At 70.4% G+C, this 23,067-nt stretch carries 24 protein-coding genes and 1 pseudogene; 15 read left to right on the top strand and 10 right to left on the bottom strand.

Translation table 11 applies throughout. The annotated features are described in order from the left end of the window. Positions 1 to 11: 11 nt before the first annotated feature. Complete coding sequence (locus E1285_RS04205; protein WP_132148194.1) at positions 12 to 920, top strand: hypothetical protein; 909 nt, start codon at positions 12 to 14, stop codon at positions 918 to 920. Here E1285_RS04205 and E1285_RS04200 read toward each other — a convergent pair. After that, positions 896 to 1,684 (bottom strand): aminoglycoside adenylyltransferase family protein, encoded by a 789-nt coding sequence (locus E1285_RS04200; RefSeq protein ID WP_132148192.1) that lies wholly within the window; start codon positions 1,682 to 1,684, stop codon positions 896 to 898. The genes E1285_RS04205 and E1285_RS04200 overlap by 25 nt on opposite strands. A 100-nt stretch (positions 1,685 to 1,784) precedes the next feature. Between E1285_RS04200 and E1285_RS04195 the strand changes: the two genes are divergently transcribed. After that, the gene (locus E1285_RS04195) at positions 1,785 to 2,825 is read left to right on the top strand and encodes a LacI family DNA-binding transcriptional regulator (protein WP_132148190.1); all 1,041 of its coding nucleotides are present in this window, start codon (positions 1,785 to 1,787) and stop codon (positions 2,823 to 2,825) included. A 104-nt stretch (positions 2,826 to 2,929) separates the two neighbouring features. On the opposite strand, the gene E1285_RS48070 is transcribed toward E1285_RS04195, so the two are convergent. Further along, a complete protein-coding gene (locus tag E1285_RS48070; RefSeq protein WP_279509532.1) occupies positions 2,930 to 3,055 on the bottom strand; it encodes a hypothetical protein in 126 nt (41 codons plus the stop codon). A gap of 156 nt (positions 3,056 to 3,211) precedes the next feature. Between E1285_RS48070 and E1285_RS04190 the strand changes: the two genes are divergently transcribed. Together E1285_RS04190 and E1285_RS04185 are read left to right on the top strand one after the other, a co-directional pair. Continuing rightward, positions 3,212 to 3,736, top strand: coding sequence for an NADAR family protein (locus E1285_RS04190; RefSeq protein ID WP_132148188.1), 525 nt, complete (start codon positions 3,212 to 3,214; stop codon positions 3,734 to 3,736). Between the two features lie 66 nt (positions 3,737 to 3,802). Continuing rightward, a complete protein-coding gene (locus E1285_RS04185; protein ID WP_207946384.1) occupies positions 3,803 to 4,300 on the top strand; it encodes a hypothetical protein in 498 nt (165 codons plus the stop codon). Here E1285_RS04185 and tnpA read toward each other — a convergent pair. After that, a pseudogene (gene tnpA, locus E1285_RS04180) lies at positions 4,222 to 4,467 on the bottom strand (IS200/IS605 family transposase); the annotation flags it as partial. The gene E1285_RS04185 and the pseudogene tnpA overlap by 79 nt on opposite strands. 95 nt (positions 4,468 to 4,562) lie before the next feature. On the opposite strand from tnpA, the gene E1285_RS04175 reads away from it, so the two are divergent. Further along, positions 4,563 to 5,681, top strand: a complete 1,119-nt coding sequence (locus E1285_RS04175) for an RNA-guided endonuclease TnpB family protein (protein ID WP_132148186.1) — start codon at positions 4,563 to 4,565, stop codon at positions 5,679 to 5,681. A 223-nt stretch (positions 5,682 to 5,904) separates the two neighbouring features. Here E1285_RS04175 and E1285_RS04170 read toward each other — a convergent pair whose 3' ends face one another. Continuing rightward, a complete protein-coding gene (locus E1285_RS04170; protein WP_132148184.1) occupies positions 5,905 to 6,513 on the bottom strand; it encodes a hypothetical protein in 609 nt (202 codons plus the stop codon). Between E1285_RS04170 and E1285_RS04165 the strand changes: the two genes are divergently transcribed. From E1285_RS04165 to E1285_RS04150, 4 genes are all read left to right on the top strand, one after another. Next, on the top strand, positions 6,452 to 6,940 hold the full coding sequence (locus E1285_RS04165; protein WP_243722541.1) for a DUF5753 domain-containing protein: 489 nt from the start codon (positions 6,452 to 6,454) through the stop codon (positions 6,938 to 6,940). The two genes, E1285_RS04170 and E1285_RS04165, sit on opposite strands and share 62 nt — an antisense overlap. Before the next feature lie 17 nt (positions 6,941 to 6,957). Next, the gene (locus E1285_RS04160) at positions 6,958 to 7,161 is read left to right on the top strand and encodes a DUF397 domain-containing protein (protein ID WP_243722540.1); all 204 of its coding nucleotides are present in this window, start codon (positions 6,958 to 6,960) and stop codon (positions 7,159 to 7,161) included. Positions 7,162 to 7,246: 85 nt separating this feature from the next. Beyond that, complete coding sequence (locus tag E1285_RS04155; RefSeq protein ID WP_243722539.1) at positions 7,247 to 7,459, top strand: DUF397 domain-containing protein; 213 nt, start codon at positions 7,247 to 7,249, stop codon at positions 7,457 to 7,459. After that, positions 7,456 to 7,683, top strand: a complete 228-nt coding sequence (locus E1285_RS04150) for a DUF397 domain-containing protein (RefSeq protein ID WP_243722538.1) — start codon at positions 7,456 to 7,458, stop codon at positions 7,681 to 7,683. The genes E1285_RS04155 and E1285_RS04150 overlap by 4 nt, the downstream gene beginning before the upstream one ends. Here E1285_RS04150 and E1285_RS45310 read toward each other — a convergent pair. Beyond that, entirely contained in the window at positions 7,658 to 8,695 is a 1,038-nt protein-coding gene (locus E1285_RS45310; RefSeq protein WP_207946383.1) for a hypothetical protein, read from the bottom strand. The two genes, E1285_RS04150 and E1285_RS45310, sit on opposite strands and share 26 nt — an antisense overlap. 587 nt (positions 8,696 to 9,282) lie before the next feature. On the opposite strand from E1285_RS45310, the gene E1285_RS04140 reads away from it, so the two are divergent. Further along, entirely contained in the window at positions 9,283 to 10,341 is a 1,059-nt protein-coding gene (locus E1285_RS04140) for an LLM class flavin-dependent oxidoreductase (protein WP_132148176.1), read from the top strand. Further along, a complete protein-coding gene (locus tag E1285_RS04135; RefSeq protein WP_132148174.1) occupies positions 10,338 to 10,970 on the top strand; it encodes an NAD(P)H-dependent oxidoreductase in 633 nt (210 codons plus the stop codon). Before E1285_RS04140 ends, E1285_RS04135 begins: the two co-directional genes overlap by 4 nt. 463 nt (positions 10,971 to 11,433) lie before the next feature. On the opposite strand, the gene E1285_RS04125 is transcribed toward E1285_RS04135, so the two are convergent. Further along, a complete protein-coding gene (locus tag E1285_RS04125; RefSeq protein WP_132148172.1) occupies positions 11,434 to 12,057 on the bottom strand; it encodes a TetR/AcrR family transcriptional regulator in 624 nt (207 codons plus the stop codon). A gap of 122 nt (positions 12,058 to 12,179) precedes the next feature. Between E1285_RS04125 and E1285_RS04120 the strand changes: the two genes are divergently transcribed. After that, complete coding sequence (locus E1285_RS04120; RefSeq protein WP_132148170.1) at positions 12,180 to 12,542, top strand: nuclear transport factor 2 family protein; 363 nt, start codon at positions 12,180 to 12,182, stop codon at positions 12,540 to 12,542. Between the two features lie 138 nt (positions 12,543 to 12,680). Here the strand turns inward: E1285_RS04120 and E1285_RS04115 are convergent, their stop codons facing one another. Then, the gene (locus E1285_RS04115) at positions 12,681 to 13,175 is read right to left on the bottom strand and encodes a PIN domain-containing protein (protein ID WP_132148168.1); all 495 of its coding nucleotides are present in this window, start codon (positions 13,173 to 13,175) and stop codon (positions 12,681 to 12,683) included. A 2-nt stretch (positions 13,176 to 13,177) separates the two neighbouring features. Then, complete coding sequence (locus tag E1285_RS04110; RefSeq protein WP_132148166.1) at positions 13,178 to 13,489, bottom strand: hypothetical protein; 312 nt, start codon at positions 13,487 to 13,489, stop codon at positions 13,178 to 13,180. A 181-nt stretch (positions 13,490 to 13,670) separates the two neighbouring features. Here E1285_RS04110 and E1285_RS04105 point away from each other — a divergent pair, with 181 nt between their 5' ends. Beyond that, complete coding sequence (locus E1285_RS04105) at positions 13,671 to 17,162, top strand: WD40 repeat domain-containing protein (protein WP_165966449.1); 3,492 nt, start codon at positions 13,671 to 13,673, stop codon at positions 17,160 to 17,162. On the opposite strand, the gene E1285_RS04100 is transcribed toward E1285_RS04105, so the two are convergent. Then, positions 17,151 to 19,298 (bottom strand): germacradienol/geosmin synthase, encoded by a 2,148-nt coding sequence (locus E1285_RS04100; RefSeq protein WP_132148162.1) that lies wholly within the window; start codon positions 19,296 to 19,298, stop codon positions 17,151 to 17,153. The two genes, E1285_RS04105 and E1285_RS04100, sit on opposite strands and share 12 nt — an antisense overlap. Positions 19,299 to 19,428: 130 nt before the next feature. Between E1285_RS04100 and E1285_RS04095 the strand changes: the two genes are divergently transcribed. Further along, on the top strand, positions 19,429 to 19,809 hold the full coding sequence (locus E1285_RS04095) for a phage holin family protein (protein WP_132148160.1): 381 nt from the start codon (positions 19,429 to 19,431) through the stop codon (positions 19,807 to 19,809). 38 nt (positions 19,810 to 19,847) lie between these two features. Here the strand turns inward: E1285_RS04095 and E1285_RS04090 are convergent, their stop codons facing one another. Then, the gene (locus tag E1285_RS04090; RefSeq protein ID WP_165966448.1) at positions 19,848 to 20,456 is read right to left on the bottom strand and encodes a DUF2993 domain-containing protein; all 609 of its coding nucleotides are present in this window, start codon (positions 20,454 to 20,456) and stop codon (positions 19,848 to 19,850) included. Positions 20,457 to 20,629: 173 nt separating this feature from the next. On the opposite strand from E1285_RS04090, the gene E1285_RS04085 reads away from it, so the two are divergent. Continuing rightward, positions 20,630 to 23,020: an FHA domain-containing protein gene (locus tag E1285_RS04085; RefSeq protein WP_132148156.1), complete on the top strand. Its 2,391-nt coding sequence runs from the start codon at positions 20,630 to 20,632 to the stop codon at positions 23,018 to 23,020. The last annotated feature ends 47 nt before the right edge of the window (positions 23,021 to 23,067 follow it).

Here is a 23,067-nt window from a genome sequence, read left to right as displayed (position 1 = left end):
CTCTCCCACGCATGCCGGAAAGTGTGCCGGCGGGCCTGCTGGCGCAAGGATCGTTCGACGGCGTCGCCGCCACCGCCGAGGGGCCGCCGCTGGCCTTCACCTCCCGAGCCGCGCCGGGCATCGACGTCGGCCAGGCGTGGGACCTGACGGCGGGCCTCGCCGTCGGCCCGCCGTTCGCCGGCTTCCCCGCCGAACGCGCCGAATGGGCCTTCGGGTTCCCCGCCGGTTCCCCGATCGTGACGTGGACGCACCGCGACCGCGTCCACGTCCACGACCTGGGGACGGGCCACGAGCTGTCGCTTGAAGGCCAGCCCGAACTGCTCGGCCTGGCCCTCCACGACGGCCGCGCGGCCGTCGTCGCCGTCTTCGGGCCCGCCAACGACGCCGAGGCCGTCGTCTGGGACGCCCGCACCGGCGACCGCCTGACCGAGTTCCCCCTGTGGCTTGGCCACCAGACCGCCATCGACCGCTGGATCCTGCACGCCACCCCCGCCACCGGCGCCCTGATCGGCCTGCCCGGCGACTCCGCCCTCAGCCTCCTGGACGTGGAACGCGGCGAAGAGATCGCCGCCTTCCCGCCCGACTACGCGGTCCTGACCCCCACCCCGGACGGGCTGGTCATCGTCCAGCCGGGGGAGTCGGCGCTGCGCGTCCACGGCCTCGACGGCGAGCGGCTCACCGACCTGACCGCGCCGGGCCCCTGCGACCAGGTCGCGGCGGCCCTCGCCGGCGGCCGCCTCCTCGTCGCCGCCGTCCTGCGGGACGACCCGTCCACCGTCCTGGCCTGGGACGCCGCGAACCCCGCCCCGTCCCACCGCATCAAGATCCCGGCCGGCGTCAACGATCTGGCGCTGGCCCCGGACGGAACCCTCCTGACAGCCACCGACGAGGGCCTCTACGAAACCGGACTGTCCCCGTAGTCGCGGTCTTCGATGGCGCCGACGACGTACCCGGCATGGGGGCGAAGGCGGGACAGGAGATCGTCCCAGCGCTCCTCCTCGTCTCCGAGGTAGATCGACCGGGCCCTGGCGAGTACCGGGCGGTGTTCGTCCGGGATGCGGTCGAGCGCCCAGTCCGCGGCGGCGTCCTTGGAGCGGATCTCACCCGTCGCCAGGGTCGACCAGATGCGGGCCAGCGTCAGGACGACGTTGCGCGTGTCCGTTTCGAGTTCGTCCAGGAGGTCCGAGATGCCTCCGGTCATGGCTCTGGCGAGATCGCCGCGCGGCACCGGATCGAGGACGTCGGCGGGCGGCGGCCCGAGCAGCGGCCGGTCCGCGAGCAGGACCATGGTGACCAGCGGCGCCAGATCCGCGTCCGGCATCGGCGGCGGCACCTGCCCGCGCTCGAACTCGCCGCGGAGCCACTCGCCGTACTGGAACTCGCGCTCCGGCGGATGACGCCATGGCCGGACGGCCGACTGCACGACGACGGTCAGCTCGACGGGACGCACCCCGCCCCGGGCCGGATAGCGCGAGACCCCGAGCAGCCCACCACCCAGAGTCCGCCGCTCCGTGCCGGTCATCGGGCGGCTCGCCACGACGAACACGTCCAGATCACTGTGGGGCCGCAGCCCGCCGAGCGCCGCGGAGCCATGCAGATACGCGCCCACGACATCAGCACCGAGGACGTCGCGGACCAAGCCGAGAACGGTTTCGGTCTGCGTCCCCGCCGATTCCTCCGCCATTGCGGCGGACGCTATCAGCGCAGGCGTATCCACGGTAAGAAAGCGCTTTCCCCTGTACGGTGAGGAACGCCGCGCGGGCCGGCGTCGAAGGAGACGGGTGATGACGGGAACGGCGCAGGGACATCGGTCCTACGTGACCTTGCAGGACGTCGCCCGGGAGGCCGGCGTCTCGCTCGCCACCGCGTCCCGCGCCCTCAACGGAACCGCGCAGGTCCGCGCCGACCTCCGGGAACGCGTCCTCGCGGCCTCCGCCCGCCTCGACTACACCCCGAACGCGCACGCGCGGGCGCTCGCCGGCGCGTCCAGCATGTCCATCGGGCTGATCTGCCACGACGTCAGCGACCCCTACTTCGCCGCCGTCGCCCACGGCGTGATGCGCACCGCCGCCGAGCACGGCATGCTCGTGATGCTCGCCAGCACGTTCCGCGACCCGGCGCGCGAGGTCGAGTACGTGGCGATGCTGCGCGCCCAGCGCGCCCGCGCGATCCTGCTCATCGGCTCCGGCTTCGAGGACCGCGACTGGGAACGCGCGATGGCCGCCGAACTGGACCCCTACCAGCGCACCGGCGGCCGCGTCGCCGTCCTCAGCCGGCACCACGGCTTCGACGTCGACGCCGTCCTGCCGCAGAACCGGGAGGGCGCCGCCGCCCTCGCCCGCGCCCTGCTCGACCAGGGCCACCGCGACTTCGGCGTCCTCACCGGGCCGCCCGCCATCACCACCGTCTCCGACCGCCTCGGCGGGTTCCTCGACGCGCTCGCCGACGCCGGCGTGCGCGTCCCCGCCGAGCACATCGCCGAGGCGGCCTTCACCCGCGACGGCGGCTACGCGGCCGCGACCGAACTGCTGCGCCGCGACACACGCCCCGCCTGCGTGTTCGCGGTCACCGACGTGATGGCCGTCGGCGCCCTCGCCGCGTTCCGCGACAACGGCGTGTCCGTGCCGGGCGACATCGCCCTCGCCGGCTTCGACGACATCCCGATCGTCCGCGACCTCACCCCGCCGCTCACGACCGTCGCGCTCCCGCTCGACGCGATGGGCGAACGCGTCATGGGCCTGGCCCTCCGCGAGGCCACCGGCCGCCGCGTCGAGCACATCGCCGGCGAGGTCGTGCTGCGCGCCAGCACCGCCCCGCCCCCCTGACCGCGGCGCGCCCGCCGTCCCTCCGTCCAGGACGCCGCCGGGCGCGCCGCTCCGCAAACGAAGAACCCGCCCGGAGATCCGGGCGGGTCCTCATCTATGAGCGCTCAACGCGCGGCGAGGTCGTCCTCGTTCGCCTCGGCCTCCGCGGGACGCTCGGAGTCCGAATCCGCCGGCCGCTCGGGCCATGCGACGATCTTGGTGCGACGAGGGTTCGCCAGAGGGTTGCTCATCGTTTCCGTTGTCCTCCTGTTCGGGCCGACCGAAGCAAATGTTCCCGACGACCTGCCCACTTCCGCAAAATGGTCTAGACCGCAAGGGCCCGGCACCCATTCCCGGAACCGAAAACGCGGTCGCCACGACCATCCGTCCCTGGCACTCTCCATGCCATGGACGTAGCCGAGCTGACCCGCCTCCAGAACCAGGGCACCCGCCTGAAGTTCCTGTTCTTCTGGGGCCACCAGACCCCGGGCTCCGGCTACCTGAGCCAGTGGTGGCCGTCCCCCTTCACCGTGGACGGCACCACCTACGCGACCGCCGAGCACTACATGATGGCCGGAAAGGCCCGCCTCTTCGACGACGAGGAAACCGCTGCCGCCATCGTCGCCGCCGCCCATCCCGGCCAAGCGAAAGACCTCGGCCGCCGCGTCCGGAACTTCGACGAGGAAACCTGGCGAGCCCATCGAACCGCCATTGTCACCAGGGGCAATGAGGCCAAGTTCGCCCAGCACGACGAAATGCGCGACTACCTCCTCGGCACCCGCAACCGCATCCTTGTGGAGGCGAGCCCCCTGGACCGCGTCTGGGGCATAGGCATGACCGCCGACGACCCCCGCGCCGAAGACCCAACCGCCTGGCAAGGCCAAAACCTCCTCGGCTTCGCCCTGATGACGGCCCGCGAAACCCTTCAGTAAGACCATCCGGCGCCTTACCGCCGAGGTAATCGCTCCACGTCGGCGCGTGCTGGAAATGTTGGCGGCATGGAACGCGCGATGGAAGTGGCGGCGAGCGGCCGCGTCGTCTGGGGAGCACTGGCCCTCGCCGCACCGGGCCTTAACGTGAAGCTCGCGGGCATGAGCCACCGGGACACCCCCGAACTCAGATACATGATCAGGATCTTCGGCAGCAGGGCCGTCGCACTCGGCGTCGGCTACATCCTCAGCGATCCGGCCGCCCGCCGCCGCTGGCGCCGCCTATGCCTGCTGGTGGACGCCTGCGACACTGCAGCCGGCCTCGTCCACCTGATCCGCGGCGACGTCCCACGCGGAGCAGTGGCCGGCCTGGCAGCCATAACCGGCACCTACGCAACGCTCGACGCCCTGGCGCTACCTGTTTCGTCGGCAGTGCGCCGCCCGTCAGATAGCCTGATCGCCCCCGGGCGATCAGGCATCCACCGGTTTCAGGCTGGGCGGTTGTGCTGCTCGATGTATTGCCGCAGGGCGCGGATCGGTGCGCCGCCGACCGATCCGGCGAAGTAGGAGCCAGACCACAGCTTGTTGGCCCGCCAGTAGCGGCGGGCCAGCTGGGGGAACTCCGGCCGCATCCGGCGGGAGGAGTCCCATTTGAGGCTGTTGACCAGCTTGGACAGTGCGGCCTTGGGCGGGAAGTGCACCAGCAGGTGCACATGGTCGGCCTCGCCGTTGACCACGAAATCAAAATGCGCATGCATCACCAGGGCGCGGTGTCTGCGATCTGGCCGGTAACCCGAACTCGAACACACGGTAATGCTATGGTCACGGTGTGCATCTTCGGTATGTGTTCCGGGTCTACCCGACCCGCGGGCAGCAGCAGTCGCTGGCGCGGGCGTTCGGGTGCGCGCGGGTGGTGTTCAACGACGGCCTGCGGGCGCGGCAGACCGCCCGAGAGGCGGGGCTGCCGTTCCCGAAGGCGGCCGAGCTGTCGGCGGCCATGACGGCGGCGAAGAAGACGCCCGGGCGGTGCTGGCTGGGCGAGGTGTCATCGGTGGTTCTGCAGCAGTCGCTGCGGGATCTGGAGGCCGCCTACCGGGCGTTCTTCGACGGCCTGGCGGGCAAACGCCCCCGGGTGGGGGCGCCGCGGTTCAAGTCCCGCAAGGACCGGCGCCAAGCGATCCGGTTCACCGCCAACGCCCGCTGGTCGATCACCGAAGGCGGCAAACTCGCACTGCCCAAGATCGGCGAGGTGAAAGTGAAGTGGTCGCGGGCGCTGCCGTCGGTCCCGGCCACGGTGACGGTGATCAAGGACGCGGCGGGCCGGTACTTCTGCTCGTTCGTGGTCGAGACCGGCGGCCCGCTCCCCGGCGCCGGCGCCGGGGATGGTGTGGGCATCGACCTGGGGCTGGACTGCTTCGCGGTCCTCTCGGACGGCCGGAAGATCGATTCTCCGCGGTTCCTGCGCCGCGCCGCCAAGAAGCTCCGCAGAGCCCAGCAGGCGCTGTCGCGCAAGCAGAAGGGCTCGAACAACCGCGACAAGGCACGCCTGAACGTGGCCCGCGCGCACGCGAAGGTCGCCGATGCGCGCCGCGACTTCCACCACCGGCTCTCCACCGAACTGGCCCGCGACAACCAAGCGGTCTACGTGGAGACGCTGAACGTGAAGGGACTGGCGCGCACCCGCCTGGCCAAGTCGGTGCACGACGCGGGCTGGTCGGCGTTCACCGCGATGCTGGAGTACAAGACGGCCAGGTATGGGCGGACGTTCGCGCGGGTGGGCCGCGCGTTCCCGTCCTCGCAGCTGTGCTCGGGGTGCGGGCACCGCGACGGCCCCAAACCCCTGCACGTCCGCGCCTGGACCTGCACCGAGTGCGGGGCCGGGCACGACCGCGACGTCAACGCCGCCCGCAACATCCTGAACGAGGGACGCCGCATCGCCTCCGGGTGATGCCTCTGGTCGCCGCCGGACGGAAACCCCCGGGCGTCGGGGGAGGCGGAGACCTTTAAACGCCTGTGGAGGGCAGCTAAGACCCCGGCTCGTCTGGGGCACAGCCCGGTGAAGCAGGAAGCCACGGAAGTGACCGCACCGGCAACGGCGCGGCACAGGCCGAATCCCCGGCATTCATGCCGGGGAGCGCGTCAAGAATGGAACCTTCCGCTTAGCGGAGCACCTATTCCACAAGCATGATCGAGTGGGGAGCGTCGAGGCTGTCGAGGTAGCGGACGACGTGTTCGGTGGTCTCCTGGAGGTCGATGAGGGGACGTCGCAGGTAGCGGCGCGGGCCGGACCGCCAGCAGAAGTGCTCGGGGTGGACCCAGACGTTGAGGCCGGGGAGCATCACGACGGAGATGCCGTCCGCACCTGTGCTGCGTGTCCCTTCGAAGCCGCGCCGCGTGACGTTGAGCAGGAGGCACTGCGCGGCCGTCCCCGGGTGCACCTTGTAACCCAGGCCGGGCCAGTTCCGGGGGAGAGGCAGCGCGAACCAGACCGCTTTGCCGGGAACGGCTCCGGTGCCGACGCGGGACCGCGTCGGCGCACCACCCCAGTCGGCGGTGACTTCGCGGACGAGTTCCAGCCCCTTCCCGCGCTCGCAGAGCAGCCCGGCCTCGGACGTGCGGGGCAGCGACGTCCGCGCGCAGTCGAAGACGGACACGACGAGCTGCGGCGCCGGGACGGTCCGCGCCCAGACCCAAAGTTCCGGCGCGGTGCACGGTCTGATGCAGACCGGCGAGTACACGCACCACGTGGCCAAATCGATCTTGATGCGGTTCTCTCCCATGTCAGAGGTGGAGCGCCGCGTCGCGGCTCGGATGGCGCGGCAGAAGGCGTGGATGGAACGCGAGGAGCCGGCACGACTCTGGACGATCCTGGACGAGACGGCGCTTGGGCGCGTCATCGGCGGCCCCGAGGTGATGCGTGCTCAGTACCGCCGCATCATCGAACTGACCGACCTACCCAACGTGATGTTCCAGATCATGCCGGTTGCCGCAGGCGGCCACCCTGGCGTAGTCGGCAGCTTCGCCGTCATGGGCTTCCCCCAGCGTTTCACCCCGAACGTCGTGTACGTCGAGAACATGACCAGCGCCCTGTACATCGAGGACGAGAAGGAGGTGCATACGTATTCGCTGGCGTTCGAGCAGATGGCGGCCATGGCGCTGAGCCCCGAGGAGTCACTGGCTATGCTCGAACGACTAGCGCGACAATGAATACATGGAGGGACAAAGTGTCCAGCCTCCCCCTCGGCAGGGCCGTTTTCCGCAAGAGCAGCCACAGCGAGGGCGCCAACGGTTGCGTTGAGACCTGCGTGCTCGACTCGCGCCAACTCGTCCGGGACTCGAAGAACCCGGAGGGCGGCGTCCTGGCCTTGGACCGGGGTGTGTGGACTGCCCTGATGTCGCGGATCAAGCGGGGCGCGTACGACCTCTGATGGCCACTCCAACGCCTCCGCTCGAGTCGATCGCCCTGATCGAGAACGCAGCCTCAGAGCTGGCATGACAAGGAGACGAGGTCTCGTGACGGAAGAAGCCGCCTTGAATCGCGTTTCTTGGCGCAAGAGTTCTCACAGCGGCAGCTCGGGTGGTGAATGCGTGGAGGTCGGCCGGGTTTACGGTGCGAACGCCGTGCGCGACTCCAAGGATCCAGACGGTGGCGTCCTGGCCTTGGACCGGGACCTGTGGGCCGCTCTGATGGTGCAGATCACGCGGGGGGAGTTCGATCTCCGATGACCAGCGCACGGAGGAGCGAGATGGCCAGCATGGATCTTGGACGGGTCGTCTTTCGCAAGAGCAGCTACAGCGACGGCGGCAACGGCTGTGTGGAAACCGGCACCCTCGGATCCCAACATCTCGTCCGGGACTCGAAGAACCCGGAGGGCGGCGTCCTGGCCTTGGACCGGGACGTGTGGTCCGCCCTGGTGTCGCGGATCAGGCGGGGCGCGTACGACCTCTGATGGGCACCCCGACGCGGGTCCGAAGCCAGTACGAGCGGGCGGCGACGGTCAGCGCGGCCCCATACACCGCGAACGCGGCCAAGCCGATCCAGCCGACCACCAGCGCGTCACCCGCGGTGTGGAAGTCTCCGCGCCCCATCGACACCGCGCCGACCGTGGCCAGAGCGCAATAGCCGATCCCGACCACCCCGTAGGGAGCGAGAGTGGCGGCGCCGATCAGGGCCGGGGTCAGAGGGAGCCAGCGCGGCACGCGGCGGCCGCGCAGCAACAGCGTCCAGCGCGGGAAGACCTGGCCCCACGGGCGGACCAGCCCCCAGAGCAGGAAGACGCCGAGCGCGGCCAGCAATGCGGTGCCGTCGAGCCCCCAGGACTCCAGGATGAGCCAGATCCCCGAGGCGCCGTTGCGCTTGGAGATCGCGAGCATCTCCTCGCCGGTCATCCCGGCGAAGGTGCCGCCGGACGCCCAGATCAGCTTCATCGCCATGTACGGAAGAAAGGCAGCCGTACCGGCGCAGGCGGCGAGGTGCACCGGCCGGGAGGCGGCTGCGGGCACCGGGCCGCCGGCGTTGGTGGACGGGGCCGGTACGCGGGACGGGCAGCGGTCGGACCGGGCGGTGGCCGCCAGTAGGAGCACCCCGGTCGCCGCCAGCGCGTGGTTCACGGCAGCCGCCCGGCTGTCCAGCCCTTGGCCGAACATCAGCGTGATGATGTCCATCAGCAAGCCGAACGCGGCGATCCCCGCCAGCCCGCAGACCACCCACAGCAACACCCTCGGCGCAGGCCGCAGCCCGTACCGCACCACCGCTGCACAGGCCAGCATCGCCAGCGCACCCACCCCCGCCACCGCCAAGCCCAGCGCGGGGGGCCCGGCATCGTCACCGCGGTAGAGCAGCGAGGTCCCGCTGAACGCGCACGCAAGCCCGAAGGCGGCGTACGCCAGCGCCCACACCATCGTCGCCCGGACCACCCATCGCGGCCATTGCCGCCACCAGGAGCGCCAGGGCCCGTTCATCACTCGTCCAACACGTCCCGAACCGCTCATGCGGTGACCTTCGCATCGACCGCGGCCGCGGCACCTCGGCAGTCAGAGTGATCCCACTCCCTCTGCCGGGTGATCGGCCTTCCGAGGCTCAAGAGCGCGTCATATCGAGATGTGGCCCGGCGGCGGTGTGGGAGTGAGATCAGCCGGGTTCGGAGGAAGGGGCGAGACGGCCCCAGATGTCGGCGAGCCGTTGGAGGTCGTCGTCGTCCAGCCGGTCGAAGAACAGCGTGCGGAGATCATCGTGGTGCTGACGCCACACCCTGCGAAGCAGCGCCCGCGGAGCCGAGCAGGGCCAGCACGCTGTACTCGGCCATGCAAACGGTCAACGAGGCGAGCCTCGCCTCCATCTCGCGCCAGAGACGTTCATGAGTCCGCAGGAACCCTTCCCAAGCCTCTTGTTCCAGGTCTCGCAGGGGTTCGTCCGCCATGGCGGAACAGTATCCGGCTCACGATCCACAACGTAACCGGAATATTTATCTGCGCAGGCAAGTTGTTTCGCTACGTACGAGCTGAGGACACACGGCCCTCGGCTCCGCTGAGGCAAGGAGGGGACCGAGATGGCGTTCGAGATCGGGATCATGACCTTCGGTGAGGTCACGGAGGATCCCAAGACAGGCGAACTGCCGTCGCCGCGGCAGCGCGTTCGCGAGACGATCGAGCAGGCGAAGGTCGCCGACGAGGTGGGGCTCGACGTGTTCGGCGTCGGCGAGCACCACCGCTCCGACTTCGTGGGATCGGCTCCCGCCATCCTGCTGGCCGCCGCGGCCGAGGCGACCGAACGTATCCGGCTGACGAGCTCGGTCACCGTGCTCGGCTCCGAAGACCCCGTGCGCGTCTGGGAACAGTTCGCGACGATCGACCTGCTGTCGCGAGGCCGCGCGGAGATCATCGCGGGACGCGGCTCCTACACCGAGTCCTTCCCGCTGTTCGGATACGACCTGAGCGACTACGCGGACCTCTTCCGGGAGAAGCTCGATCTGCTGCTCAAGATCCGCGAGCGGAACCCGGTCACCTGGCAAGGGCGCCTGCGGGCCCCGCTCGTCGACGCCGACATCGCTCCCCGCGCGGACGGCGACGGCCTGCCGATCTGGGTCGGGGTCGGCGGATCGCCGGCGTCGGCGATCAGCACGGGCAAGCTGGGTCTTCCGATGGCGTTGGCGCTGCTGCTGGGCCCGATCACGTTCCACGAGCAGACCGTCGAGCTTTACCGCGCGTCCGCCGAGGAAGCGGGCCACGACGCGGCCGCATTGCCGATCAGCATCAACACCCACGGGTACGTCGGACGAACGAGCCAGAGTGCGCGAGACGTCATGTACCCCTATTTCGCGAAGGGGATGGCGGAGAACAACCACCAGCGGGGGCAGGGATTCCCTCTGCCCCGGATGACGTTCGACGGGCAGGCCTCGCCGAGGGCCGGTCTGCTGGTGGGCAGCTCGCAGGAGGTCATCGACAAGCTGCTGACCTACCACGAGTTGTACGGCCTGAACCGGGCCATCATCCAGATGGGGTTCGGCGGGATGCCGCAGAAGGAGCACCTGGAGGCCATCGAGCGGCTCGGCACCGAGGTCGCACCGGTCGTGCGCCGCGAGGTCGCACGTGCGGGGGTGGCGGCATGACCGGCGCCATCTACTCACTGGCCGCCGAAACGGCCCCGCCCGCGAACAACGCGGCGCTGCGCGTGGTGGTCGTGAACGGTAGCCCGAGCCGGCAGTCCAAGACGATGGGCCTCGTCGACGTCGTCCTGGACATGCTGGCGGGGATACTCCCGGTCGAAACGTCCCGGATCGACGTCTACGACCTCGGTCCGGGTCTCACCGATGCGCGCGAGCGCGACGACGTCACGACGGATGTGGAAGCCGCCCTGAAGCTGGCCGAGAACGCCGACTTCCTGATCGCCGCGACACCCGTATTCCGCGGCTCCTACACCGGCGTCTTCAAGCACTTCTTCGACCTCGTCGAGCAGTACGCGCTTGCCAACAAGCCCGTCCTGCTGGCCGCGACCGGCGGAGGCGAGCACCACGCGCTCGTCCTGGAACACGCGCTCCGGCCGCTTTTCGCCTTCTTCCAGGCACTGACCGTCCCCGTCTCGGTCTTCGCATCGTCGGGCGACTTCGACGGCACAGTGCTCCTCAACCCGCGCGTTCACGGACGCATCGAGATGGGCCTCAACGACGTGGCAGACCTCCTCAAAGCACGCGCGACCGGTACACGAGCACAAGCAACCGCAGGAAAGAGCCCGCCATGACATCCGCGAACGCACGACTGATGAGGGCGCGCCAAGAGCAAGTGATGAGGGCTCGCCACGAGCAAGCCCACGGCCCCGCCCGCCCGGCCGACCTCGGCCCCACCGAGGCAGCACGATGAGACGCTGGCAACCGCCTCCCGGATCTTTCCTGCTCTTGGGAGCGCGACGCAGGTGCCCGTGATTTGCTACTTGGCGTGCCGGAGGTGTTTCCGTGGGCGTGCCACCTCAGTACCGAGGAGGTGTGCGCGTTCACCGTGGAGCTGGTCGAGGCTCTCTCGGACGCGGCGGAACTCGACCTGGATTCGTCCATTGACGAGGTGATCGCCGGGTGGCGAGCCACGGCGCGCATCAAGGCTGATCACCGGCAGCACGAAGACGGCCGTCCGGCCTACCAGCGGAGACTTCGGCCCGGTCGAGGTCCACCCGTGAGCCCCAAACCGAGGCGACATGCCCGCGGATTGTGCTAACGCGGCTGGGGCCGTAGCCCGTCGATGATGATCTGAGCGATGTGCGCTGAGCGTTCGCGGTTGGTCTCTGCGTCGGCGTGGCGGATCGCGGCGAAGGCACCGGCAACGAGTGCCATCACCTCATCGACAGCGACGTCGCGACGCACGACGCCGGCGGAATGCGCGCGATCGAGCAGGCCCGCGACCTGACGCGTGAGGTCTGCGGCGACGCGCGGGTCGGCGCTGCGCAAGTCGAATTCGGCGGCCGCGAGCGCGCTTTTCACCGCTGCGTTCTCCGCGCCCGAAGCCATCATCGACGACAGCAGTGTGAACAGGGCGGCCGGATCATCGGTGCCGGTGAGGGCCTCCCCCTCCGCAACCAGTTGCCTGAGCTGATCGATCGCGACAGCAAGAAACAGCGCCTGCTTGGTGGGGAAGTGCCGGTGGACGGTGCCGGGACCAACACCTGCGCGGCGAGCGATCTCGTCGAGCGAGATGCCAAGGCCCTCGGTTGCGAACAGCTGCTGTGCGGTCCGCAGCACCCGCTCACGGTTGCGGCGCGCATCGGCTCGCAGCTCCCGGTCATTTCCGGGAGCCATTGCGGACTTGGCTGCAGCGCGCTCACGCGGTCGGCTGGACATCGCGTCCTAGCATAACCGGGGCGCCGCCCCGTATGCTCTCCAGCAGTACCGGGGCGTCGCCCCGGTTATCGCCCCGCGCTGTTCACCATGACCGGACCCCCAGTCAGGAGGAGACCACTGCGATGACCACACGTGAGGAAGCAAGCGCTCTGGTGCTGCGGATGCAGGAGTGCTTCAACACCCGGCAGTTCGACCAGGCAGCCGACCTGTTCACCCCCGACTTCGCCAACCACCCGCTCGGCGCCACCGGGTTCGAGGCGGGCAAGGACGCCTGGCGCCAGGCCGTCGCCCAGTTCCCAGCCATGCGCGTCGTCGCCGACGACATTCTGGTCGACGGCGACAAGGTCGCCATCCGCTCGTCCGTCGAGGGTATGGCAGCCCCGGACGGCGGCACGCAGCCCATGCTGATCGAGATCTTCCGCATCGACAACGGCCTACTCGCGGAGACTTGGGGGATCACCGAGGGCCCGGACCCACGTCTCTGACCATTCAATCGTGCTGCTGGGCAGGGACGGCCACTGCGCGTTCACAAAGCGAGGCGGCGAGCACTGCCTGTCCTCTGGAGGGGAGCGGTCAGCGGATTGGGCGGGTGGACAGGTAGACAGCGAGCCTCTGATGGTGGGTCATTGGCGGCGGCGGGCGTGGCGGCGCATTCCTTCCACCTTTTGGCGGAAGATGTCCGGCGTGACGATGGGGGTTCCTCGCCACGGCGACATGGAGATCAGGTCGGCGTCGTTGCTGACGACCAGCAGTGCCCCCACCTCGGTGGCGAGGTCGAGAAACAAGTTGTCCTCGTGGTCGGGACAGTCATGCACCGTGCGCGGCGGGTCGACCACGTCACCCTCGCTGTGCTCGGCGATGGCGACGAGCGCGGTCAAGTACGCGCCTGCCTGGCCTTCCTCCCACTTGAACAGGTCCACGAGGATCCGCTCGATGTTCCGCAGGATGTGCGGGGACAGCCACAGGGAGAACTCCACGGCGTCATTTGCGACGCCCAGACAGTCGGCGGAGGAGTTTCCGGACGTCGGTGGTGGCGACGGCCACGATCGGAACGGGCTGTTGCCGGTCGCCGCGGCCGTCACGAGCACGTTGATGTCATAGACCACGGGTGCCGGCATGGTCAGGTGCCGTCCTCGCCTTTGAGGAACTCCCGGATCCGCTCGGGCACGTCGGCGGGCTCGATCCCGAGTTCCGCGGTGCGTTGCTGCCCATAGGCCTGGAGGTCGCGCATCTGCTCCGCAAGCATGATCGACTTCATGACCCGGTAGGTGGCGCGCAGGTACGCCGACCTGTTCCCGTCGCCGAAGTAGTCGACGAGCTCATCGAGGACGGGCCGATCCTCGGCCTGGACAGAGAACCCGAGAGTCTGGGCCCTTGCCTCGCCATGGTCGCGTGCCGCCCTGGCTTTGCGCTTTCTGGGCTCAGCAGCCATGCGTTGAAGTGTACTTTGCTGCATTCTAGATGCAACTTCTTGCACTTCCGCCTGGCCGGCCTCTGGCGGGGGCCGGATGCGGTGATCATCTGAAGCGTGTGGACGTAGCATTGGATGGGCTTGGTGACTCGGAGGTCGGGGTATGCGGCGGCGGCAGGGGCCGGTTTTTCCGGGATATCTGATGATCCTGCTGGTGGCGTTGCTGGGGCTCGCCTTGCAGGTCTCGCCGCAGACGACGCATGTCGTCCAGGAGTGGGCGCTTCCGGTCATCGTGGTGTGCATGCTGCTGATTCCGCTCGTGCTGGCGTGGGAGAAGGGGCAGGAGCGGCGGAATCTCGCGCGGCCGGGGTGGAAGGGCGACCGGTCGCCGTATCCGGGGCTGGACGCGTTCACCGAGGACGACGACGGGGTCTTCTTCGGGCGGGACGGTGAGATCCAGGAGCTGGTCGAGCGGCTTCGGCCGGGGAGTGAGCCGCGGTCGATCGCGGTGACGGGGCCGTCCGGAGTGGGCAAGTCGTCGCTGATCCATGCGGGGCTGCTGCCGAGGCTGGTGCAGCAGCGGCGGTGGGTCGTGGTTCCGTCGATGACCCCGGAGGACGATCCGTTCCGGTGTCTGGCCTTTTGCCTTGCCGATGCGCTTGGTGCTGATGCCGAGGAGATCGCGGAAGAGCTGCGGCGGGAGCCCGGAGAACTCCGGCGGCGGGTGGACGCGCTCCGGATCGGGCGGCGGAATCGCTCCGTGCTGGTCGTCGTCGATCAGGCCGAGGAACTCCTGACGCTGACCGGAGACGGTGAACGCGACGCCTTCCTCGGGATGCTCCGGGACGTGGTGGAGGCCGACCACAAGTTGTGGGTCGTCTTCGTGTTCCGGGCCGAGTTCCTGACCACGTTCCTGAGCGGTGAATGCGCCGACATGTTCCGGCATCCGTTCACGGTGACGGCGCTCGACCGGGCCGCGTTGCGGACGGTGATACGGGAGCCCGCGGAGCGGGCCGGGATCACGTTCGAGCCGCCCGAGCTGGTCGCGCAGATGGCCGAGGACACCCGGGACGGGACGGCGCTGCCGCTGCTCGCCTACCTGCTGCACGAGCTCTACCTGCACGTCGGGCGAAACGGCACGATCACGCTGGAGGACTACCGCCGGACGGGCGGCGTCGACGGCGCGCTGACGCGGCGGGCCGACCGGCTGATGGGGGAGCTGGAGGCGCTGGAGCCCTCCCCGCCCGTCCTGCCGACGCTGCTGAAGTTCGTCAAGTTCACCGAGGGGCGGCCGACGCGGCGGCGGGTGCCGGGCAGCGAACTCGATGAGCCGGGGCGGCTGGTCGTGGACGCCTTCGTCCGGGAGCGGCTGTGCACCAGCGGGCGGGACGGCGACGAGTCGGTGTTCGAGGTCTCGCACGAGGCGCTGTTCTCCGCGTGGGCGCCGCTGCGGCAGACGATCGCGCTGCACGCCGAGGTGCTGCGCCGGATCGCCGACCTCGAGCAGTGGGCCGCCGAGTGGGACCGCTACGGGCGGCAGGAAGCCTATCTGCTGCGCGGCGAGCGGCTTTCCGGGGCGCGCAAGTGGATCGCCGAGGCGGAAGGGCTGGCCGCCATCGAGCCGCTGGCCGTCGAGTTCGTCGAGATCTCCCACCGGTCGGACGGTGTGGCGATGCAAAGGCTCGCCGACTCGATCGCGAGGCAGGCGCTCACCTCGTTCCAGACCGATCCCGAGCACAGCCTGCTGCTGGCCCTGGCGGCGCACGAGGAGTGCGCGCCGACGCCGCTCGCCAGGCGGGCGCTGTCGGCCGGGTTCGCGGTGTCCCGGATGCGGGGCGTCCTTCGCGGCCACGAGGACCGGGTGTGGGCGGTGGCGTGGTCGCCCGACGGTTCGCTGCTGGCGACCGCGTCCTCGGACCACACCGTCCGGGTGTGGAGGCTGGAGGACGGTGGGACCGAGGTGGCCGTGCTGCAGGGGCACGAGAAGACCGTCTCGTCGGTGGCGTGGTCACCTGACGGTTCGCGGTTGGCCTCCGCTTCGGACGACGGAACGGTCCGGGTCTGGGACGTCGCGTCCCGTGCGCGGGTCGCGTTGCTGCGCGGGCACGGCGACATGGTGTGGTCGGTCGACTGGTCACCGGACGGCACGCGCGTGGTTTCCGCGTCCCGTGACGGAGACATCCGGATATGGGACGTGCCGGACGGGACGTCCACGACGCTGCGCGGCCACGAGGGCTGGGTCAGGCATGTGGCCTGGTCGCCGGACGGCAACCGGATCGCGAGCGGCTCCGACGACCGGACGATCCGCGTCTGGGACGCGGCGACCGGCCGCGAGCTGTCGGCCTGGCGCGGCCACGAGAACACCGTCCGGATGGTCGCCTGGTCACCGGACGGCACCCGGCTGGCGAGCGCGTCCTATGACCGCACGGCGCGGGTGTGGCACGCCTCGACCGGTGCGTCGGAGGCGGTGATGCGCGGGCACGCCGACCTGGTGTGGTCCGCCGCCTGGTCGCGGGACGGCGGTCGGCTCGTCACCGCGTCCCACGACCGGACGATCCGGCTCTGGTCGGCGGGGGACGGTGCCGAGCTCGGCGTGTTCCGCGGGCACCGCGACGCCGTCCGCTCGGTGGCCTTCTCACCGGACGGGGTGCGGCTGGCCAGCGGCTCCGACGACCAGACCGTCCGGTTCTGGGACACCGAGTGCGCCGCGGAGCTCAGCGTGCTGCGCGGGCACGCCGGTGCGGTCGCGGCGGTCGACTGGTCCGCAGGCGGGCGGCTCGTCTCCGCGTCCTACGACGGCACGGCGCGGATCTGGGCCGACGGCGGGCCCCTGGTCCTGCGGGGGCACACCGACGAGGTGTGGGACGTCGCCTGGTCGCCCGGCGGGGAGCGGGTGGCGACCGCGTCCCGCGACCGCACGGTGCGGATCTGGACCGCCGGCGGCGCCGAGGAGAGCGTGCTGCGCGGGCACGGCGACTGGGTGCGGGCCGTGGCCTGGTCGCCCGATGGTGAACGCCTCGCCTCGGCGTCCGACGACCGCACGGTCCGGGTGCACGGGCCTGAGGACGCGGAGCCGCTCGTGCTGCGCGGGCATGAGGACACCGTGCGCGACGTCGTCTGGTCGCCGGACGGTGAGCGGCTCGCCAGCGCGTCGCACGACGGGACAGTCCGGGTCTGGGAGGCGCGGACGGGTCTGCAGGTCATGCTGCTGAACGTGCCGCAGAGCGCCGTCCGGGCCATGGCCTGGTCGCCGGACGGCGGATACCTCGCGGCCCTGTCGAAGGATCGCGAGGTCAAGGTCTGGGACATCGCGCAGGGCGTCGAGGTGGCCGTCCTGACCGGGCACGACGGCTGGGTCGGGACGATCGTGTGGTCGCCGGACGCCCGGGTGGTCGCGACCGCGTCCGCCGACGGGACCGTCCGGCTGTGGGACCACCTGACCGGACGGGAGCTGTGCGTGGCGGCCGTCCACACCGACGAGGTGTGGGACGTCGCCTGGTCGCCCGACGGGACGAGGCTGGCCACCGCCTCCCACGATCGGACGGTGCGGATCTGGGAGGCGGTGACCGACGGCGCGGCGCTCGTCGAGCGGGCGCGGAGCCGCGTGTTCCGGCGGCTCAGCCAGGACGAGCGCCACACCCTGATGATCCCCGCCCCCCGTCCCGCGCCGGACGGGGAGCGGTCACCGGCCTGAGCGGGCGAACAGGTAGAACGCCGAGGTGCCCGGGCCGGTGGGTTTCGGGACGCCCGGGAGCGGATCGCGTTCGTCGTAGCGGTCGGTCTCGCGGTGCCACTTGAGGATGCCGGCCATCCAGTCGCGGAGTTCGTCGATGTAGGCCGCCAGGGCCGTGCGGGCGGTGTCGTCCAGGTCCAGTTCGTCGGACAGGGCCGGGAGTTCCTCGGTGGCCAGGTACTCGAACTGGCGGCGGCGCGAGGTGATGAGGTCGTTGACGATGGGGAGGGCCTCGTCCCGGCCGCAGCCGAAGAAGTTCTCGATGGCCAGGACCCCGTTGTTCAGCTCGCCTTCGTACTCGATCTCCTTCTGGTAGGAGAAGCAGTCGTTCAGGAGGCAGGCGACGTCCATCGCGGAGACGTCGATCTCCCGGAGGGTGCGGGTCCGGAAGACGTGCGCGGGGATCTCGTGGGAGTGCTCGATCCGGGAGAGGCTCATCGTCATCTCGGAGCCGAACGTGTGGCGGCGCATCTCCAGGTAGTCGACGGGGTCGGGGATCCGGGACTGGAGGTGGTTGTTCAGCTCCCAGAGCCAGCTTTCGACCATGTGCTCGACGGCGGCGCGGAACTCGCGGCGGCCGTCGCCGTCCATGGGGGAGGCGGTGCGGTGCCAGACGTCGGCCAGGGCGGCTTCGAAGGGGTTCTCCGGGACGGGAGTGGCGCCGCAGTCCAGCGGCATGAACTCCGCGGCGCGGGCGTTGAACAGTTTCGCGCCGGCCATGTCGCGGTCGCGGTTGAAGACGGCGGGGAAGAAGTCGTCGCCGTAGGTGCCGCAGGCGAGCCACTGGGTCGCGAGGTCGAGGGCCTCCGGGCCGGCGTCCGGGTCGAGGGACGCGGCGCAGATCTCCAGGCCCATGCCGGTGAGGGTCTCTTCGGTCCAGACCGGGACGGGCAGCCGGGGGTGCGGCGAGAACATGCCCATCTCGCGGGCCCAGGCGACGACGTTGCGGCCGGCGCTCTCGCGGTGCGGGTTGACGCGGGGCGGGTACGGGATGTCGAACTCCGGCAGCGGCGTCGGCCCGACCTTCTGGAACGGGACGTGCGGCAGGCTGATCCGGGCAGATCTCAGCAGGGCGGGAATCCGGGCGGCCGACATGCCGAGCGACTTCTTGTTCATGTAGCGGCTGGAACGCATGTGCCATTCGTGGCCGCCGGACTGCCAGTCCTGGAGGGCCTTCACGTAGGCGGCCACGCTCGCCCGTTCACCGGGGTCCAGGGCGTGGTCCTCGAATATCTGCGGCAGCTCGGTGAGGGCGGTGTTCTCGAACTGGCGTAGCCGTGAGGTCAGCAGGTCGTTGACGGTGTCGGCGGCGACCTGGGGCGCCACGTCCAGGAAGCGCTCCATCACCAGGACCGAGTTGTTGACCTCGCCCTCGGACTCGGTCTCGCGCTGGTAGGAGAAGATGTCGTTCCGCAGGTGCACGCCGTCCGAGAAGGTGTCCTTGAGGACGCGCATCGGCCGCGTCCCGACGACGCGCTCGGGTATCTCGACGCCCGCCGCGTGCTCGGCCAGGTCGGCCGACCAGGGGGCGCCGCCGACCTTGCGGCGCATCTCGATGTACTCGACCGGGTTCGGGATGCGTCCGGTGCTGATGTTGGACAGTTCCCACAGCGACTCGCGGAGCAGGTTCACCGTGCTGTCGGAGAAGCGGGCCCGCCAGGCGTCCGACTTCGACGGGACGGTCCGCGCCCACAGGTCCGCGAGCCCCCGCTCGACGGCGTTCACGGGTTCGGGCGGGTCGAGCGACATGAACAGCGGCAGCCGGTCGAGGTACGTCCGGGCGCCGGGCTGGTCCTGCGGCTTCTTGAAGACCTCCAGGAAATGGTCGTCGAAGTAGAACACCCAGACGTACCAGTCGGTGATGAGGTCGAGTTCCGGTCCGTCGCAGTCGGGGTGGGTGTAGGCGCACAGGAGCGCGTAGTCCATCGACTCCAGCGCCTGCTCGTCCCAGATGTCTGGGGTGCCGGGATCCCGGTCGTCGTCCAGCATCTTCATCTCGCGGGCCCATGCCATCGTGTGCGTCCGCGCGCCCGGCAGGTGCGGGTTCAGCCGGGCGGGGTACGGGACGTAGAAGTCGGGCAGCTCGAACGGTTGCATCGACCGGCCTCTCTGCCGGGTGTCCGGCTCTGTCGGATGTCCGGTCCGCAACCTACAGCACTCGCCAAGTTACCGACGGTGACATTTTGCTCTCCCGGTTCCTTCGCATCGCCACGGGTAAGCCGAGGTCATGACGGAGTCGCGTGAACCCGCTGAGGTCGACGACCCGCTGGAGCAGAACCTCTTGCTCGCCCGGCGGGTGGTCGACGCCGCGCATCAGGAGATGCTGGACAAGGCGCGGCAGCGCATCCCGGCGCTGCGGCTCGGCGCCGTCGCCGGGGCCTTCGGGGTGCTCGCGACGGCCGCGACCTACCGGGCGAACGTGCTGCTGCTGGAGAAGAAGCTGCCGCCGGAGATCGCGTCGTTCGTCGCCGCCGCCGTGTACGGGGGCGGGGCCGGCGCCGCGGCGATGGCCGCGTCCCGCAAGTGGAAGGGGCTGCCGGCGCCGCTGCCCACCGATACGGCCCGCCAGGTCGTGGAGATCCTCACCAACTCCGACGACGACGACTGAGGGCCGACGACGGCTGAGGCCGGTCGGCGGAGTCGCCGCTAACGGTCGTCGAAGCGGACGTCCTTCCCCGTGACGCGCAACTCCACGCCGTCGGACGTGACGGCCAGGCTCTGGAAGGCCAGCCCCAGCGGCAGCCCGCGCACCGGGACGGTGAAGTCGAGCGCGCCGCCGAGCGCGTTCAGCGGGAGTCCCTGAAGCGACAGGGCCCGCACCCGGATCCCGTCACCCTCCTTGGTGACGCTCGCGGCGGCGGTCGCCTGCGTGAGGCCGAGATCGATCTTCGCGTTCACCTGGTCGCCGGTGCCCTGCGTCAGTTCGAGGGCGGGGTTGCCGCCCGCCTTGGCCAGGTCGCCGAAGCCGATGAACGCGGTGCCGTCGACCGTCCCGAGGACGCCGCTCCGGTAGCCGGGATCGAGGTGGACGCCGCGGGCCCGCACATCGAGGGCGGTGATGCGCAATGCGCCCCGGCGGATATCGCTCGCCTTGAGCCGCACATCCCGGAAATCGCGCGATACCGCCTGCGTCAGGAACGGGATCCCCTTGATCGTCACTTCTGGATCGACGGGGAATCCCTCCTTTCTGATCTCCGTCGCCATCCGCCGTTCCGCGAACGCCGCACCGCCCCGATCCACCAGTGCGACCAGCATCAACAGGAGTAAGGTCAAGGAAATGGCCACGAGCGGCCAGCGCTTTCTCCGCCGTCCCGGCAGGCGTTCGACACGGGTGACGGCGGCCGAACCGGGCGGGTTCGCCATGGCATTCACTCAATTCTCGGCATGGGGTCCTGTCAATATCGACGCCAGGAATTACACTCCGGTTCATGACGGCCGGTCCCTCCGCCGAATCGCGGGCCACCCCCCTCGTCGTCCGGACGCGGGACCGGGTCCACCGGCTGCGCGCCGGACGGGCGTACCGCATCGGGCGCGACCCCGGCTCCGACATCGTCGTGCCCGACCCGCGCGTGTCGTGGTCGCACGCCGTGCTGCGCGCGGGGCCGGGCGGCTGGCAGATCGAGGACCTGGGCAGCAGCAACGGCACGTTCCTCGACGGCCGCCGCATCGAGCGCGTCACGATCCAGGGCGATCTGACGTTCCGCCTCGGCCACTCGTCCAGCGGTGAGGCGCTGGCCTGCTCCGGCGGCGGAACGTCCACGCCGGGCGGTGCTGTGCCCCAGCAGCGGCAACGGCCCGTGGTCCCCCCGCAGGCACCCTCGCAGGCTCATCCGCAGGCGCACCCCCGGCCCGGCGTGGACCGGAATCCCAGCCAGGTCATCCCGGTCGCGGTGCGCACGCTGCGGATCGGGCGGTCCACCGGCAACGACGTGGTCGTGTCCGACCTGGCCGTGTCGCGGCATCACGCCGAGCTGCGCACGCTCGCCCCGGGACGGCACCGCATCGTCGACCTCGGCAGCCACAACGGCACCTACGTCAACGGCGCCCGCGTCGACTCCGCCGAGATCACCGAGAACGACCTGATCGGCATCGGCCACGCCACGTTCCGGCTGGCCGGGGACGAGCTGCGCGAGTTCGTCGACACCGGGGACGTGTCGGTCTCGGTGGAGGACCTCACCGTCCGGACGCCCGAGGGCAAGGTGATCCTGGACGGGGTCGGCTTCCCCATCCCGGAACGCTCCCTCGTCGGCGTCATCGGTCCGAGCGGCGCGGGCAAGTCGACGCTGCTCGGGGCGGTCACCGGGATGAGCCCGGCGACCGAGGGCACCGTCCGCTACGACGGGCGCGACCTGTACACCGGCTACGACGAGCTGAGGCACCGCATCGGGCTCGTCCCGCAGGAGGACATCCTGCACACCCAGCTCGGGACGCGGCAGGCGCTGCTGTTCGCGGCGGAGCTGCGGTTCCCGGGCGACACGCGCAAGGGCGAGCGCGAGGAGCGCGTCGACGAGGTCCTGGACGAGCTGGGCCTCACCCCGCACGCCGGGACGCGCATCGACCGGCTGTCGGGCGGCCAGCGCAAGCGGGTCAGCGTCGCGCTGGAGCTGCTGACCAAGCCGTCGCTGCTGTTCCTCGACGAGCCGACGTCCGGTCTGGACCCGGGCCTGGACAAGACGGTCATGGAGATGCTGGGCGAGCTGGCGCACGACGGCCGGACGGTCATCGTCGTCACCCACAGCGTCGCCAACCTCGACACCTGCGACCGGCTGCTCGTCCTGGTCCCGGGCGGGCGCCTCGCGTACTACGGGCCGCCGGGCGAGGGACTGGACCACTTCGGGAAGCGGACGTGGGCGGAGGTCTTCCAGGCGTTCGAGCGCGAGCCCGACCGGGACTGGGCCGCCGAGTTCCGCGACTCGCCGCGCCATGCCCGGTACGTCGCGGGCGCCGCGAACGGGGAGGGGCGGCCGGTCGGAGCCGCCGCGCCGGAACCGCCGCCCGCGCGGCAGTCCCGGTTCGCGCAGCTGAGCACCCTGTGCCGGCGGTACCTCGCGGTGATCGCGTCCGACCGCAGCTACCTGGTGCTGCTCGGGGTGATGCCGCTGATCCTCGGCGGGCTGATCGCCGCGATCCCCGCCCCGAAGGGCCTGGCCGGCGCGCCGGGCAGCAATCCGGACGCCGCGTCCAAGCTGATGGTGATGGCGTTCGCCGCGTGCTTCGCCGGGACGGGCAACGCCGTCCGGGAACTGGTCAAGGAGCGGACGATCTACCGGCGGGAACGGGCGGCGGGCCTGTCGGCCGGCGTCTACCTGATGTCGAAGCTGCTGGTCCTCGGCGTGATCACGGCGTTGCAGGCGGTCGTGCTGGTCCTGATCGGCACGATCGGGGTGAAGCTCCCGGCGTCCGGGACGTTCACCGCCGTCCTGCCGGAGCTGATGCTGTCGATGGCGCTGCTCGGCGTCGTGTCGATGGCGCTCGGGCTGCTGGTGTCGGCGGTCGTCTCCACGTCGGAGAAGACGCTGCCGCTGCTGATCGTGCTGTCGATGGCGCAGCTGGTGCTGTCGGGCGCGCTGGTGCGGCTCAACGGGAAGCCGGGGCTGGAGCAGATCGCGTGGCTGTCGCCGTCGCGGTGGGGGATGGGCGCGGCGGGCGCCACCATCGACCTCGGGACGATCTCGCCGCCCGCCGGCGCCCCCGACCCGCTGTGGAAGCCGGCGGTGGGAACGTGGGCGATGGACATGGGCGTCGCGGCCGCGCTGCTGGTGGTCTTCGTCGTGGCCGCCTGGTTCCGCCTGCACCGGCTGCGTCCCCGCCGCCGCTGACGCCCGCCGTGACACAGGCGTGTGCCCCTGACTCACTCCGGAGATCC

The organism is Actinomadura sp. 7K507, from assembly GCF_004348425.1.
In the GTDB taxonomy this organism is placed as follows: domain Bacteria; phylum Actinomycetota; class Actinomycetes; order Streptosporangiales; family Streptosporangiaceae; genus Spirillospora.
This window is presented reverse-complemented; position numbering and strand designations above follow the sequence as displayed.